Annotated in this window: 8 protein-coding genes; 7 read left to right on the top strand and 1 reads right to left on the bottom strand. The window is 35.9% G+C overall.

Annotated elements, in window-relative coordinates; genetic code table 11:
- Nucleotides 1-26: 26 nt before the first annotated feature.
- The 3 genes from AACW45_RS29895 to AACW45_RS29885 all read left to right on the top strand — a co-directional run bounded on the left by AACW45_RS29895 (nt 27) and on the right by AACW45_RS29885 (nt 7,518).
- Nucleotides 27-4,514, top strand: a complete 4,488-nt coding sequence (locus AACW45_RS29895) for a two-partner secretion domain-containing protein (protein ID WP_190636706.1) — start codon at nt 27-29, stop codon at nt 4,512-4,514.
- An 18-nt stretch (nt 4,515-4,532) separates the two neighbouring features.
- Nucleotides 4,533-7,262, top strand: a complete 2,730-nt coding sequence (locus AACW45_RS29890) for a CHAT domain-containing protein (protein WP_199331267.1) — start codon at nt 4,533-4,535, stop codon at nt 7,260-7,262.
- A 97-nt stretch (nt 7,263-7,359) separates the two neighbouring features.
- On the top strand, nt 7,360-7,518 hold the full coding sequence (locus AACW45_RS29885) for a hypothetical protein (protein WP_190636704.1): 159 nt from the start codon (nt 7,360-7,362) through the stop codon (nt 7,516-7,518).
- 335 nt (nt 7,519-7,853) lie between these two features.
- On the opposite strand, the gene AACW45_RS29880 is transcribed toward AACW45_RS29885, so the two are convergent.
- Nucleotides 7,854-8,552, bottom strand: a complete 699-nt coding sequence (locus tag AACW45_RS29880; RefSeq protein WP_190636702.1) for a DUF928 domain-containing protein — start codon at nt 8,550-8,552, stop codon at nt 7,854-7,856.
- A 337-nt stretch (nt 8,553-8,889) separates the two neighbouring features.
- Here AACW45_RS29880 and AACW45_RS29875 point away from each other — a divergent pair, with 337 nt between their 5' ends.
- The 4 genes from AACW45_RS29875 (at nt 8,890) to AACW45_RS29860 (ending at nt 15,828) form a co-directional block, all read left to right on the top strand.
- Nucleotides 8,890-9,285: a hypothetical protein gene (locus AACW45_RS29875; protein WP_190636700.1), complete on the top strand. Its 396-nt coding sequence runs from the start codon at nt 8,890-8,892 to the stop codon at nt 9,283-9,285.
- A 179-nt stretch (nt 9,286-9,464) separates the two neighbouring features.
- Entirely contained in the window at nt 9,465-11,792 is a 2,328-nt protein-coding gene (locus AACW45_RS29870) for a dynamin family protein (RefSeq protein WP_190636698.1), read from the top strand.
- A 136-nt stretch (nt 11,793-11,928) separates the two neighbouring features.
- The gene (locus AACW45_RS29865; protein WP_190636696.1) at nt 11,929-13,083 is read left to right on the top strand and encodes a TRAFAC clade GTPase domain-containing protein; all 1,155 of its coding nucleotides are present in this window, start codon (nt 11,929-11,931) and stop codon (nt 13,081-13,083) included.
- Between the two features lie 48 nt (nt 13,084-13,131).
- Nucleotides 13,132-15,828, top strand: a complete 2,697-nt coding sequence (locus tag AACW45_RS29860) for a hypothetical protein (protein WP_190636695.1) — start codon at nt 13,132-13,134, stop codon at nt 15,826-15,828.
- Nucleotides 15,829-15,864 lie beyond the last annotated feature (36 nt).

Genomic DNA, 15,864 nt, shown 5'->3' with positions numbered 1-15,864 from the left:
ATTCTTATATTTGCAAATAATATCTAATGAATAAGATAAATAATTTACTGCAAATATTATTCGGATGCTTTTTTTTAATATTTTTTAATAAAACAGTTAAAGCTCAAATCATACCTGATAATACTTTAGGTGTAGAAGCTTCCCGACTTACACCAAATGTTTTAATTAACGGCGTAAATGCAGACAAAATTGACGGTGGAGCGCAACGAGGTATCAATCTTTTTCATAGTTTTAGTGAATTTAATATTAATAATGGGCAAAGAATTTATTTTGCCAATCCATCAGGAATAGAAAATATTTTGACGCGGGTGACTGGTAATAGTGCAGCGAATATTTTCGGAATATTGGGCGTTGATGGCAATGCAAATTTGTTTTTGATAAATCCGAATGGGATTTTATTCGGGGAAAATGCAAGATTAGATGTGCGGGGTTCATTTGTCGCAACTACTGCGAATGCTGTGCAGTTTGGAGAACAGGGATTTTTTCAGGCGACGAATCCCGAACCACCACCCTTATTAACTATTCAGCCTTCAGCTTTGTTTTTTTCAAGAATTAATACTAATTCTCAGGGAATCACCAATCGTATTCGTCCAAATGCTAATGATGCTGCACTTAATAGTTCATTTGCGCCGCAACAAGGAAGCCGTTATTGGGTAGGTGGAAATATCACCTTTGATGATGGTCAATGGGGTGTGGTAAATAATCGTGCAGAATTAGGGGGACTTGCAGAAGTCGGTTCTGTTGGTTTGGTTGGAAACGGTAATCAAATGCAGTTAGCCTTTCCTGAAGGTGTATTAAGGGCGGATGTATTGTTTCAAAAAAACGCTTTGGTTTTGACAACAGGAGGAGGTGAAATTACGGTTAACGCTGGTAATATCAGTCTTTCTGATAATAGTGTAATTGGTACATCAGGAGGGGGTGCAATTACAGTCAACGGTAGTAATATCAGCCTTTCTGGAAGAAGTTTTATTACTTCAATACTTCAATCTGGGGAAGGTACACCAGGTGTGGCTACCGGAGATGTAGTAGTTAATGCAACTGGGGATATCACACTGGATAATCTTAGTAGTATTGGTAATCAAGGTGCAGAAAACTCTTTGGGCGATACTGGAAATATTGTAATTAATGCCCAATCTATTCGCCTGACAAACCAAAGCCAAGTAGCTAGCATTGGTACGAGGAGTCGGGGAAATATTATTTTAAATGCGAAAGAGAATGTCAGTCTCGATGGCTATAGTTATATTGGCACTTTTGGAACCGTCAATCCAATAGGTAAATCTGGTGATATTACAATTGTGGCTCGAAACATAAATTTCAACAACGAATCTGGAATTAGTTCATTTAATAATGGGCAAGGGCAAGGTGGAAAGATAACTCTAAAGGCTCAAGAAGGCATTTCGCTCACTACTAAAAGTACAATTGTGAGTTCCTCTAATGCATCTGGTTTTGGTCAGGTTAATAATCAGCCAAGCGGTGATATTGAAATCAAAACCAGAACCCTCACACTTGATGGTAGGGATACCTCAATTACTTCTGCAAATCTTGATGAAGGGGATGGTGGCAATATTCAGATTGTCGCTGATGATTCAATTCTGTTGAATGGTTTAAATGGTATAGCATCAATATCGTCTTCCAGTACTGGTAAAGGTGATAGTGGAAATATTCAACTAAATACGCGATCGCTTACCCTTGCTAACGGTGGAAATGTTGGTACACAATCATCAGGAAGTGGTAGAAGCGGCAATTTATTTGTTAACGCTTCAGATTCCGTTACTTTGAGCGGCACAACAACATTTATCTATCCACAAACTGGACAGACACAGACTACAGGAAGTAGGTTCGCAACCAGTTCGTTTGGTACTGGAAAGAGCGGGGAATTAACTATTAATACGCAACGATTGAGCATTAATGATGGTGGAGAAATTACCACTAATACTCAGTTTGGTCTGGGAGGAGATTTAACAATAAATGCTACAGAATTATTAGAGGTTGTGGGAAGCTCACCCAATGCTCTAAGTACTATTTCTACTAGTACGTTTGGCTCTAAAGATGCTGGCAGCCTTAACATTAGTGCAGGTCGCTTAAGTATTCGTGAAGGTGGAATTATCACAACTTTGACATCTGGTACAGGCAAGGCAGGAAGTTTGACCATAGATGTCAAAGCTTCGGTAGAGGTTGTAGGTGGCTCACTTAGCTCACCTAATAGTCGTAGCAATATCTCTACTGCTACTTTCGGGTCTGGAGATGCTGGAAGTATAAAGATTAATGCAGGTAGTTTCAGTATTCGTGATGGCGCACGAGTCAGTACTTCTACTTTTGCTCAAGGAAAAGGAGGTAGTTTGACTGTTAACGCAGACGGTAGCGTGGAAATTATTGGTACTTCTGCTGATGGTCGTTTTTTTACTGGTTTGGATGCTACTGCTGAATCAGACTCAACTGGAGATGCAGGAGATTTGACGATTACCAGCCAAGATTTACTTGTACGCGATGGTGGACAGGTGAATACTGGTACATTTGGTGGAGGTAAAGGAGGTAATCTAACAGTCAATACCTCTAATAAGGTGCTGCTCATTGGTACTTCTGCTGATGGTCGTTTTGTTAGTGGCTTGGGTAGTTCTACTAATCAAAATTCAACTGGAGATGCAGGAGATTTAACGATCAAAACCCAAGATTTGCTTGTCCGAGATGGAGCAATAGTTAATACTGGTACATATGGTACAGGCAAGGGAGGTAATCTAACAGTCAATGCAAGCGGTACCGTAGAAATTATTGGTACTTCTGCTGATGGTTTTTTTAACAGCAGCAGCTTGAGTACATCAGCAAACCAAGGCTTAACAGGAAATGCGGGAGACTTGACGATTAACGCCCAAAATTTACTTGTGCGCGATGGTGGACAGGTTAATACTGGTACATTCGGTGCAGGTAAAGGAGGTAATTTAACTATTAATACCTCTAACAAGGTGCAGCTCATTGGTACTTCTGCTGATGGTCGTTCTTTGAGTGCTTTGGGTGCTTCTGCTGGATCGGGTTCAACAGGAGATGCAGGAGATTTGACGATTAACACCCAAGATTTACTTGTGCGAGATGGGGCACAGATAAGTGCTTCAACATCTGGTAGAGGCAAAGGAGGTAATTTAACTGTAAACGCCTCTAAAAAAGTGGAATTAATTGGTACGTCTGCGGATGGTTCTATTCTTAGTGGTTTGGGGGCTTCTGTTCAAGAAGGTTCAACCGGAGATGCAGGAAGTTTAACGATTAAAACTCAAGATTTACTTGTGCGAGATGGAGCAGCAGTTAGTACTGCTACATTTGGTACAGGCAAAGGAGGGAATTTAATTATCAATGCTGCCAATAGCGTGCAACTGACTGGTACATCTGCGGATGGTAGTATTAGTGGTGTGAGTACTTCTGCCTATGCAGGTTCAATAGGAGATGCAGGGAATTTGCAGGTTGATACCCAAAATATAATAGTGCGGGATGGGGCGCAGATATCAGCGAGTACATTTAGTTCTGGTCGAGGCGGAAATTTAACTGTAAATGCCTCACGTCAAATTGAATTAATTGGTAGGTCTGCTGATGGTCGTTTTCCCAGTGGTTTATTTGCTTCTGCTGAAAGAGATTCAACAGGGGATGCAGGAGATTTGAAGGTGGACACCCAAAATTTATTTATAAGCGATCGCGCTGGGGTATTTGTCAACAGTCAGGGAACAGGTAACGCAGGTATCATGACCATCAATGCCTCGCGCATCCGCCTAGACAACAACGCTTTTCTCAATGCTAACACCAGCAGTCCCAATAAAGACCCCAACCGCGAACAAGCAACAATTAATCTAAATACTGGCGCTTTAATCCTTAGTCACAACAGCAACATTGTCACCAACGCCACAGGCGAAAACGTTATCGGTGGTAACATTAACATTAACGCAGATGTATTAGCAGCCTTACAAAACAGCGATATCAGCGCCAATTCTAGCAATTTTCGTGGGGGGCGTGTAAGAATAACTTCTCAACGCATCTTCGGTACTCAAACCCGTGATTTTCCAACTCCAGAAAGCGATATTACAGCTACAGGTGCAAACCCTGCTTTAAGTGGTAGCACAGAAATAAATCAACCGGATCTAGACCCCAGTCAAGGGACAATAGAATTACCCCAAACAATTATCGACCCAGATGCTTTAATTGCTCAAAATCCTTGTTTGCGGCGAGGGGGTAGCGAATTTATTGTTACAGGAAAAGGAGGCTTACCACCTAGTCCTAGTCAAGCTTTGCATACAGATATATTAGAAGTTGATTTGCTTGAACCAGCAGCGTTAACAATAACTCCAACACAACCACCAACTAAAACCTCTAACGATATTTCCCAACAACAGCCTGTAGCAATTAATGCCAATAAAGTAGTACCTGCTCAAGGATGGGTTGCTGACGGCGATGAGGTGATTTTGACTGCTTATGCTGCTAATGGTACAAAAATACAGCGACAAGCTCATAGTATTTCAGTTTGTCCGGCAAAGTAATTAGAAAATAAATCTAAGATGATGAAAGTGAAGAAATTTAAACCAGCTTTTTGGAGACAATACTTTTACTGGAAGTCGCTAGTTTTATCCCGCTTTTTAATTTTAGCGATCGCAGGATTTTTTATAGTTATTGCAACCACACCAGTAATTGCCCAAAATACCCAGCCAGCAACTACTATTCAAGCTCAAAATAATGGTTTGCAGCTAGTTACAAAAGCCAAAAAATTATATGAATCTCGAAGATATACCGAAGCTGTAGAATTGTGGCAGAAGGCATCTCAGGCTTTTGCGACTGTAGGAGATAAAATTAATCAAGCAACAGCACTAGGTAATCTTTCTTTAACATATCAACAATTAGGACAGTGGCAAAAGGCCAAAGAAGCAATTACAAATAGTCTTAATTTATTGCAAGCTAACCTAGATAAAAATAAACAAAAAATACTAGCTCAAGCTTTAGAAATTAAAGGTGAATTACAATTAACAACAGGAGATGCGGCTTCTGCTGTGCAAACTTGGCAACAAACCACTGTAATTTACTCCAAACTCTCAGATAATATAGGAAAAATTAAAAGTCAACTTCATCAAGCACAAGCTTTTCAAAATTTAGGATTTTACCGACGCGCAATTACAATATTAGATGAAGTAAAACAAGCTTTGCAAACTCAACCAGATTCAGTATTAAAAATTAAAACTTTATTAATGCTGGGAAATGCTCTGAATCTCACTGGTGATTTACAACAAGCAGAAGCTAACTTGCAGCAAAGTTTAAAAATAGCCCAATCGTTACAACCACCCCAAGACCAAAGTACTATTTACCTAGGTTTAGGCAACTTAGCACGTTCTCAAAAACAGATTTTCGAGGCAATTAATTACTACAAAAAAGCAGAAAATACTTCCGACCCCACTGTCAAAGTTCAAGCACAGCTAAATCATCTAAATTTACTCATAGAAACCCAGCAATGGCAACCAGCCCAAGCAATGTGGAATCCGATTTTACAACAACTAAATAATTTACCAGCTACTAGTTCAAATATTTATGGAAAAATTAATCTAACTCAAAGCTTAATCTGTTTAAAACAACCAAGTTTAAAAGAACAGGAATTTAATTCTCCAATCCTTCAACAATGCATTACATCAAATTATAATCAACAACTTACACAAATTGGAAATAATAATTTTCAAGACAAAATCCCAAATTTGCTTGTCCCTGAATGGCCAGATATTGAAAAAATACTAATTACTGCTAGCGAACAAGCACAAACTTTACAAGACAAACGAGCAGAAGCCTATAGCCTTGGTTATCGCGGCGCTATATACCAACAACAACAAAAATTACCAGAAGCAGATAGCTTTACCAGCCAAGCCTTAAATTTAGCAATTAACGCCAAAGCCCCCGATATTGCCTACCGTTGGCAATGGCAGTTAGGAAGGATAGGCAGACAACAAAAAGATTTTAACAAGGCTACTTCTAACTATACTGATGCATTTAAAAACTTGCAATCTTTACGTAGCGACTTAGTAGCTACAAACCCAGATATTCAGTTTTCTTTCCGTAAAAGTGTGGAGCCTGTTTACCGGGAATTAGTCGATTTATTACTTAAACAAAAACAACCAAATTTAAAATTAGCTCGCGAAGTAATTGAATCTTTACAGTTAGCAGAACTAGATGATTTCTTCCGTGAAGCCTGCGTTGATGCTCAACCGCAAATCATTGACCAAATAGTTGATAAAGCCAATTCCAGCACAGCAGTATTGTATGCTTTCTTCTTAGAACATGGCTTAGAAGTTATCCTGAAATTACCGGGAGAAGATTTACAACGCTACAGCACCCCTCTCGCACAAAATTTAGCAAATAATACCTTAAAGCGACTGCAACAAGCATTATCTCAAGTAGATAAAACAAAGGAAGTAAGAACCTTATCACAAGAGGTTTATAACTGGTTGATTGCACCTGCACAGGAAAAATTAAAATCTAGCAATATACAAAATTTAGTATTTGTTCTTGATGGAGGGTTGCGAAATATACCGATGGGAGCGCTTTACGACGGACAGAATTACTTAATCGAAAAATACGCGATCGCTCTCACTCCCGGATTACAGTTATTAAACCCCCGTCCTTTAGCTAAGGTCAAACTAAGCGCGATCGTGGCGGGAATAAGCGAAGAAAGAAATATAGAAGCACAAAATTTCAATGGACTTACATATGTACAAGCAGAATTGCAAGAAATTCAATCCCAAGTTCAAGACAGCAAACAACTATTGAACAAGCAATTTACCAAATCTAATCTACAGCGTCAAATTAATCGAGAAAATTATTCCGTCGTACATTTAGCTACCCACGGACAATTTAGCTCCGATCCTGAAAAAACCTTTTTACTGCTATGGGATAACTTACTCAAAGCTAAAGAACTGAATAATTTACTCCGCACTACCGACACTAAGCCAAACCAGCAGCAACCAATAGAATTATTAGTTCTTAGTGCTTGTGAAACAGCTTCTGGGGATGAAAGGGCTGCATTAGGACTTGCTGGTATTGCTATCCGTGCAGGTGCGCGTAGTACGGTAGCAACCTTGTGGAATGTAAATGATGAATCTACCAGCCTACTGATGAAACAATTTTATCAGGAGTTAACTAATCCCAATATTACAAAAGCTCAAGCCCTGCAAAATGCTCAAAAATTCTTATTGAAGGAAAAAAGCCAACCGTATTTTTGGGCACCTTATACCTTAGTTGGTAACTGGTTATGAGGGAAAGATTATGACTTACTTAGATGAATAGCTGCATATTTCCATTTCTCATCATGACAATCTCATAGAGATAAAAAACAAGGATGGTTCAAAACAAATGGAACAGCTATTTATCTTACTATTATGGATTGGGATGGGTTTTCTGTGTTCTAAGATTGCAGAAAGCAAACGTCGAGATAAAACAACTTGGTTCATTTTAGGTGTTTTGGGAGGATTGATTACTGTTTTAGTGATTTGGTTCTTACCTGCTATTTAGTTTAAAATTTATCAATAAACCTGTCCAAAATAGACCTCTTGCAAAAGTCATAATTTTCGCGTTATTCTTTGCGCCTTTGCGTGAGCTTTTTCATCTTTACTCAACAACGCCAAAAATATTTATGCAAGAAGTCTAATAAACCAAAAAGAGAAGAACAAGTCAAATCATATTTGATTGTTTTTAGCATATTTCATCTACTACCTTATAGATTTTTGGACAGGTTTTATTTGATAAATTTCTATCAATATAGAAATTATATTTGAATATTAATTATGACATTACACTGAAATTCTATACAGAATGCAGACTTTTATTTCTGTATTTATCAGAATATGTTACTCTTTTGAACAACAAGGCAATAATGGCTGATTTGCAAATTCTGCTAAATCGCCATCTTGTAAAAATGCCGTCCATTCTTCCCTAACTGTGGGGTTTTGCGGAGAAGTGCGAAGTTTTTCAGCTACATCAGTCAAGTTATCAAACCAAATATTTTCGCTACTGTAGTTATTCCGCGAAACTCGTTCCACCTTTCCATCAACAAAATAATAAATTGATTTATCTTGAGGTTGACAATATATCTTGAAATACCATTGATAGGTTTGATTAACACTTAGCGATCGCCCTGATTCTGGCAACTTGACCTTAATGATACCTGCTTTTTCCGGCAATGTGATGGAAGTACGATAAATATCATTATCTTGCATATCTTGCACGATAAATTCTCCCGTTCTAGCTTCTACTGGTAATACAGGAATATTAAATAAAAATGTCGGATGTTCGGAATATGTTAAGTTAACATCTCTTGCTGGTACTAAAGCAGTCAAAGGTTGTTTGATAAGCGGACAACCTCTACGACTACCAGCAACTCCCCTGTCTTTCGGCTTACCCCGATTTGGTGGTGTGAAAGTTACCCGTTGGCTTTTTCTTGCAGTCGTTTGAGCGTTAGCTTCTGTTATCAGAATTGTAAAATTAGTCAATATAACTATTAAAATTACTAAAGTTAAAATTATCTGGTTTGTAGTAGTCTTATTCATTTTGATAATTTTTTAGATTGACTTTTGGAATACAAGTTATTGCCTGATTGCGTCAGCGAAAAAAGAGTCACACACTTTAATAACAGTAACGTGCCTTTTACTAAGTTCTAACTAAGTTTTAGATAATTTTAAATACAGTTAATATTTGCTAAAAATGGCAGTAAATATACTTATATAAAAACTATGCACAACTATCTTAAGGTAGATAAAAATTAAAGTTTTGGTAAAGCTGAGAAAATTTACACCAACACAGAAAAGTAAAAAAAAATTTCACTGATACTGCATAAAGCAAAAATTTGACACGAGATACTTCTAGGAACTCTCACAAGATAAATTTATGTCTTGGTCAAAAGATGTACAAATGATGGATCGAAAAGCTGACGAAATTATTGCTAGATGGATATTTGGGGCTTTAGTGGCTAACTTATTACCTCCTGCTTTTGATACTTTGGCTGTGGGAGCGGTTTTCGCAAAACTAGGTGCTGCAATCGGTGAAGTTTACGGTGTAACCCTGAGTTGGGATACCCTAGTGGATATGGGTAAAGCGATCGCAACTGGAGTAGGAAGTGTTGCAACAGCTTCCTATGTTGGAACTGGTTTACTTAAATATATTCCTAGTGTAAATATCTGGGTTGCGTTACTAATTCAACCTCCAACGGTCGCAGCGATCGCTTACGCAGTTGGAAATTCTTTTAAAGATTATTACTACGGATTACAGAAGGATGTGATTTGACCCTCGAACAAATTCGAGAAATGGCAAAGTCCCATTTTAGAAACCAGATCGGCTAATCTCTACTAATTTAGTCACGCGATAGTTCATTTCTAGGATGATTTTTTTGATTTGATGTACGCAGCAATCAATTTCAAAATTAATCCATAAAAAGACGTAAAACCTAAAATAGGTATAATATCATGAGAAATATTGTTGAAGATATTGCCAAACACCTCACAGATGCGAATGAACAACAGGTAGCGCGTTTTGCAACTCAAGTTGAACGCTTAGAAAAAGTAGAGGCTTTTTTTGAGAAATTTACTGACGAATATGAACAGTTTGATAACATAATTAAACATGCTCAAAAGGCTTTAGACTACTCCAAACCTTACCGTATAGCAATTATTGGTAAAACAGGTGCTGGAAAAAGTACGCTTATTAATGCTTTACTAGGAAGGTCTCTAGTATTAACTAAAGCAATTGGAAAAGCTGCAACAGGAACTGCATTAGAAATATTTTTGGATGTTCCCCAAGGTGGTGCAGAAAAAGCGATAGTTACTTATCGAAATGAGAAAGATATAAGTGATTTAATTAAAGAATTTCTTCGACGCTATAGTATAGATGGTTCATCACTCCAAGGTGGCTTAGATTCTAAATTTGCAAGTATTTTATCTAGACTAGAACCAACGCGCGAACTTAATGATCAGGAAAAAAATGAGTTTTTTGAACTTCGCAAGATATTAGCTGACATTATTGTTCGCTACGCTGATATTACAAATAATTCCTTAAATCAACTACAAAATGAGTTGTCTTTGGACTCTCCTCAAGATAAGCGATATCTGATGGAACTTATTGATGAAAATAGTTCTCTGAATGAGGAAAATTCAATTAGTCGGTTAATCGGTTTGGTGAAGACTGTTTCCTATCACATACAACCAGAAAGCCATTTTGATAATTTACAGAGTCTAAAACTACCCAGAAATGTTTGTTTAGTTGACTTACCCGGTTTAGATGGTAGTCCATTACATGACATTATTATTGCTGATGGAATTAAAGATGCAGATGCTGTTATTTTTATCTCGCGTCCACCTAGAATTTTGGAAAAAGGAGATAAGTATCTGCTAAATAGAATCCGCGATCGCATCAGCATTAAAAATAGTACAGAATCGGGTGAAAAAGTTTTCCTAGTCCTAAATGCTAAAGATAGCATCATGGTTGATAATATTGGCAATCTGAACAACCTACCTAAAGATATGCAAGAGGTAATGGATTTGTTAATTCCTGGTTATGCAACATATCCTTTACTTGCAAAAAGAGGAGGAGAACAACCATATTTTCTCACTTCAGCGTGGGGTGCGTATGCAGCCCAACAAAATCTCAAAGGTATTGATTTAAAAGATAGGGAAACATACGAATCAATAAAAGTTCGTCTCAAAGTTCAGGGTAAAAGCGATCGCGAAGTTTTAGAAGCTAGTAATATACCTAAACTTGTTCAAGAACTTACCAAATTTATCAAGGAGCGTCGCATAGAAAGTCAAATAAATGATGGTAAGCAGGCCTTAGACATGATTATTAATGCACTTGATAATAAGTTGACTCGATCTTTATCGAATCGTCAGCAAAGAAAGGTAGATATCCAGAGAAAAATAGATGACTGTTTAAATGAGAGAGAATCTTTCATTAAAAATATTGTATTCACATTTCAGAAAGCAGAAATTAGTAGTTTGCCACAATTACGTCAGGAATTAGAAAGGGAAGCAAATAAAATCTGTAATCTGATCAATTCAGAAATTCAGAAAAAATCACCTTTATTATGGAAAGAAAATTTTTATTCTAAACCCTCACGACTAGAAGGAGAAATAAGAGGTAAAGTATTTTATGAAAATTTCTTAGATGAACTTCAGCTTGAACTTTGGAAACAGCTAAACCTTAATCTATCAACACTTGCTACTTATTTGATAAGTACTTGTATTAGTCATTTAGAAAGCTCCCAAATTGCTGACAAAATAGCTCATAGCTCCTATGGAAGTTTAGAAACAATGAAGGTTAAATCGGAGCTTAGATTATTTGTGAATGAAAACACAGAAAAAACGATGGAGAAAATTGCAGAACGTATTGCTGTTGCAGTAATGGCTAGACCTGAGTTTTTCTTTACTGCAAAATCAACTGATAGTGAACAACCCATACAAAAGCAACTATTTGAAAAACTCAGACAAATTCCTCAAACACCAGATGTTAATCCTTCAAACCTCCAACCCTTACTTCAAGAAGTTCAAAGTCTCTATGAGAAGTTTGTGCTTAGAGACTGTGTGAATTTGCTATTAAACCTTTATTTATACGAAATAATTCTCATTACAGAATACTTACTTGATGTGATTGATGGTGGATTTTATGATGTACGTAATCACAAAAATCCTAATTTAATAGAAGCATTACGCAAGGATTTTAACCTAGACCAAGAATGGATTGATATGGAGAGATTAGAACAAAAACATTATGAAATTATGCAGATAAGAGAGTCTAACTAGCTATCTGATATTTACTGGTCTAATAAGGTACGTTCAATCAATAAAAATAAAATGTACCTTGTTAGCATAAAAATGCCATATCGAACAAACTTACCAAAAAAAATCAACATTTATTTTATCTACGGTGGTAACAATCATGATTTTTAATTGGAGTAAAACAAAAACACAAGTGGAAGATATTGAACCTCAACATATCTTACCAAGCGATATTCGTATAGGTATTTGGGGTTCTAGTGGTGCAGGGAAAACCACATATCTAACAATTTTATATGACGTACTGAAAGAATCAGATGGGTGGATAGTTCGACCCGGAAATGAGGAAGCGGATGAATTCATTACAAGGAATTCAGAAGCAATCGAAAATTGTGAATTTCCAGCAAGAACCGAACCAGATGAGAATGAAAAATTAAAAATATACAGCTATAAGCTAACAAGAGAAAATAGCAAATATCAAGGTTCGATTACATTAAAATTTATTGATGCACCGGGAGAATTTTACGAGAGGTTAAGAGATAAGAATAAAAAATATTTAGTAGATGACCCAGATAATCCAAAGGCAGATGTTATTGATTATCTCATGGGTTGTGACGGAATTATATTCTTGCTCGATCCAGATCCTGACGAGCAAAATCAGGGTAAAGCAAAATATTCAACTATGCTCCGAAACTTGTTTATAGATTTTAACGCTCGAAATCGAGAAAAAAATAATCAAGAAAAAAAACGTTTAGAGAATTATATTGCTATTTGTGTCACAAAAGTTGACCATGACAAGATTTGGGAAAAAGCCAAGAACCAAGGTGCAGATACCTATGTAGAAGAATTAATACGTCCAATGATGACACTTAACAAATTAAAGAATGATATCTGGTTAGAAACAGATAAAAATCAACGCAATATCAGGAGTGAACATAATCGTTGCCAATTTTTTTATACATCTGTACTGGGACGCTATGAAGAAAATGGTAAATGGCTTTCACCATATCTTCCCGAACAAAATGAACCTACAAGGAATCAAGATGATAATGGTGAGCATATATATGGTGGTTCTAACAACGAACCATACCCAAATTACAGCAACAATATAAATCAATCAGCATCATCGGGTAGTAACAAAAGTAATGACTGGGGTGATATTAATAACTCCAGTGAACAAACACATCATCAGAAATCAAAAAATCCTGGAGGAAAAATTAAACCTGGTTCGGAGCTAAGACCATTTGGCGTACTCGAACCAATTGAATGGTTAATCGAGGGGATTCAGTTACACCCTCCTACTGGTATTAGAGACTAATTTAAGTAACTTTAGCTGGCGTTTACATATTAGGGAGGTTAATTTAAAATGCTCGGATACAGCCAATTTATCTACGGTAAATTTTACAATTGGAACTCTGGTTACTGCTTAGTTGCTCATACTCCTGATTTGAAAGAACATCAGGAACAGCTACAGAAAATAGCACAAAAAGAGTATCGCTTTTGGGGGTCACAACCACCAGAAGGTAATAAAAAAGCGGTTGGTATATTTCCACTCAAAAAACAGTTAGGTACTTTTTTTCCACAAGATTATCTAGTACTCATACAAACCGAACAAGCAAATAAAGCAAGTGGAGGAACTTCGTACACTCAACAACGTTATATCTTTGTTCCCAGAAAAGATATAGTTAACAATTCTACTTTGTTACTTAGGTTGTGGAATATATTAATACCAACTTTTCCCGATACTTTAGTCGAAGATATCCAATACTTCCAACCCGAACTAATTCAGCTATCCCCCAAAGCTGACTCATCTGATGAGGAAATTTTAGAAGTCTTAAATTCCCTGAAAGACAAGCAAGCTAATCAGCGATCGCTATTATTATCAGTTCTGTCAGCTTTGTTAAATCAGCAAAAAATTATACTAACCATTGATGGAGAAACAACCACTATTCCTCAGAAGTTTTTAGATAGCATCTTATCATTGTTACCTCTGAATTGTCGTAACTCATTGTCTGTCGCTATAGGAAATATAGATGAAAATCGATGTGATTGGGCAGATTTAATTATAAAAACTCATGGTTATCCCGACTCTCGGAAATTACCTCCAAGTACTTTATGGTTAAACCGTAAATCTAAAGAATTCTTACCAGAAGTCGATAACAATCTCTTAGAACATCTATATGTAGAGGATATCGTCGCTTATGTTGATGCTGACTCTGATAGCATTCCACGAATGCTTACATTTTTAGAAAAACTTACTGGTGATGAATTTAGATTAGATAATCTCAACCAAGCTGATATTTTAGCTCAAATAATTCCCAGTTTACTACCAGAAAAATATCAAATAGATACCTGGTATAAATATATCCCAATACTCCATAATCCAGAAGCCATAATTGAGAAAGATATAGACCAAGATAGCTTATTATGTTTATGGCAAGGGCTAGAAAGATTAGAAACTTCTTGCTTGGGTTATGAACAATTTATTCTAAGAGTGACGCAAAAATTCAAATTAGAGCAATTAGTTTATGTTCTAGAACATCGGCTATCAAATAACTTAAACTTGGCTGAGAAATTAATATTTGAATTATTTGATATTGTAGATATTAATGATTCTCATATTGCAAATATTTTAAGCGAGATTTGCATCAAGATTCTTCAGAGTAAATCTTTACTAGATATAGAAAAAACATGGAAACTTGCCGTTCAATTTGGTGAAAAAATCAGTATATTCTCAAATTATAATGACAAGTTTATTCTGTTAGATATTGTTTTCCTAAATGACAAATTTTTCGAGAGGTTTCATGTAAATTATTTCGGACGTATAGTTTATTTACTCGCTTACGTAGATATAGAAAAAATTCACAGTAGCAATTTGTATCAACAATATTTAGAGAAGTCTTTCCCGAAAGTTAAAGAATATCTAGATTTATTACTTGAAAATCCAAAAAATAATCTCACTTGTATCTTAGATATTGCTGATGAGATGGAGATGGATTCTCATAATGTAGATAAAGCGTGTAATTCTTTCTTAAATCGTTGTGCGGGAATCAGTTATGAAGAAAGTTTACCTTTACTACATAGATTAATTGAAAATAGTGTCGAAAAAAATCCTCATTTGCAATTAAATACTGAGAAATTCTCACAAACATTTAGTTACTTTAAGTCTTTAAAGCCAGAAATTAGAGAAATATTGAATCAAATAGAAAATGATTCTGGTAATTGGAGTCATTGGTATTCCCTTGTTAATATCTTGTGTAAAGACACTCAGAAACAGATTGAATTCTTAGATAAAAAGATTAATCCTTTTCCTCTCTTTTCTGTCGAAATATTAACAAAATGGATATCACTTCTGCAAAATAATTCGCTCAACTCTTCAAGTTTATTTATTAGTAATACTTGGTCAAAATTAGACATTGACATAATCCAAGATTTCATCAGTTATAACTTGAATAATTCTCAAAATATACTGCTTCTATCTCATTATTTAGTCAAGAAAAAATGTTTTAAATTAATTAGCGGATATTTATTGAAATATTTATGTCAATTATGGCTAACCAATAAAAGCATTAACTCAACACAATTAGATTTATGGAACTTCATAGTTTCTGTAAATAATCAATATTTAAAGAGTAGTGACTGGTTAGAACTTATTCGTGTTAGCTGGTATTTAGAACAAGAAACAGTCATATCACTGGAGGAAGTAAACTTGAGCGATCGCGAAAAAGATATTACTTATCAATATGCAGCAAAAATTATCAAAGATTCTGCAAATTTAGAAACAGGACAAAAGATTATTCATGATTGTTATCGTTTAAAATTACATAAATCAGAGATACAGAAACTTGTCAGTTCTCTTATTTCCAAACTCTCTCTTCAACCTCATGAAATTGTTAAGTTACTCACTCATAGTGAAAATACATGGAAGTTAGATATTTATGCACGAAAAACAATCATTACGGATATTGCTTCCACTCAAAAAGATAACCCCCTACTTCAATATATTGTGGAAAAAATTATGCTACCCATTCAAGACTTGTCTAAAAATTCAATTATGTCTTAATTCTCAATATCATCAATTATGAATTACGACATCCAA

The sequence above is a fragment of the Calothrix sp. FACHB-168 genome, from assembly GCF_963889195.1.
Taxonomy (GTDB): Bacteria; Cyanobacteriota; Cyanobacteriia; order Cyanobacteriales; family Nostocaceae; genus Aulosira; species Aulosira anomala_A.
This window is presented reverse-complemented; position numbering and strand designations above follow the sequence as displayed.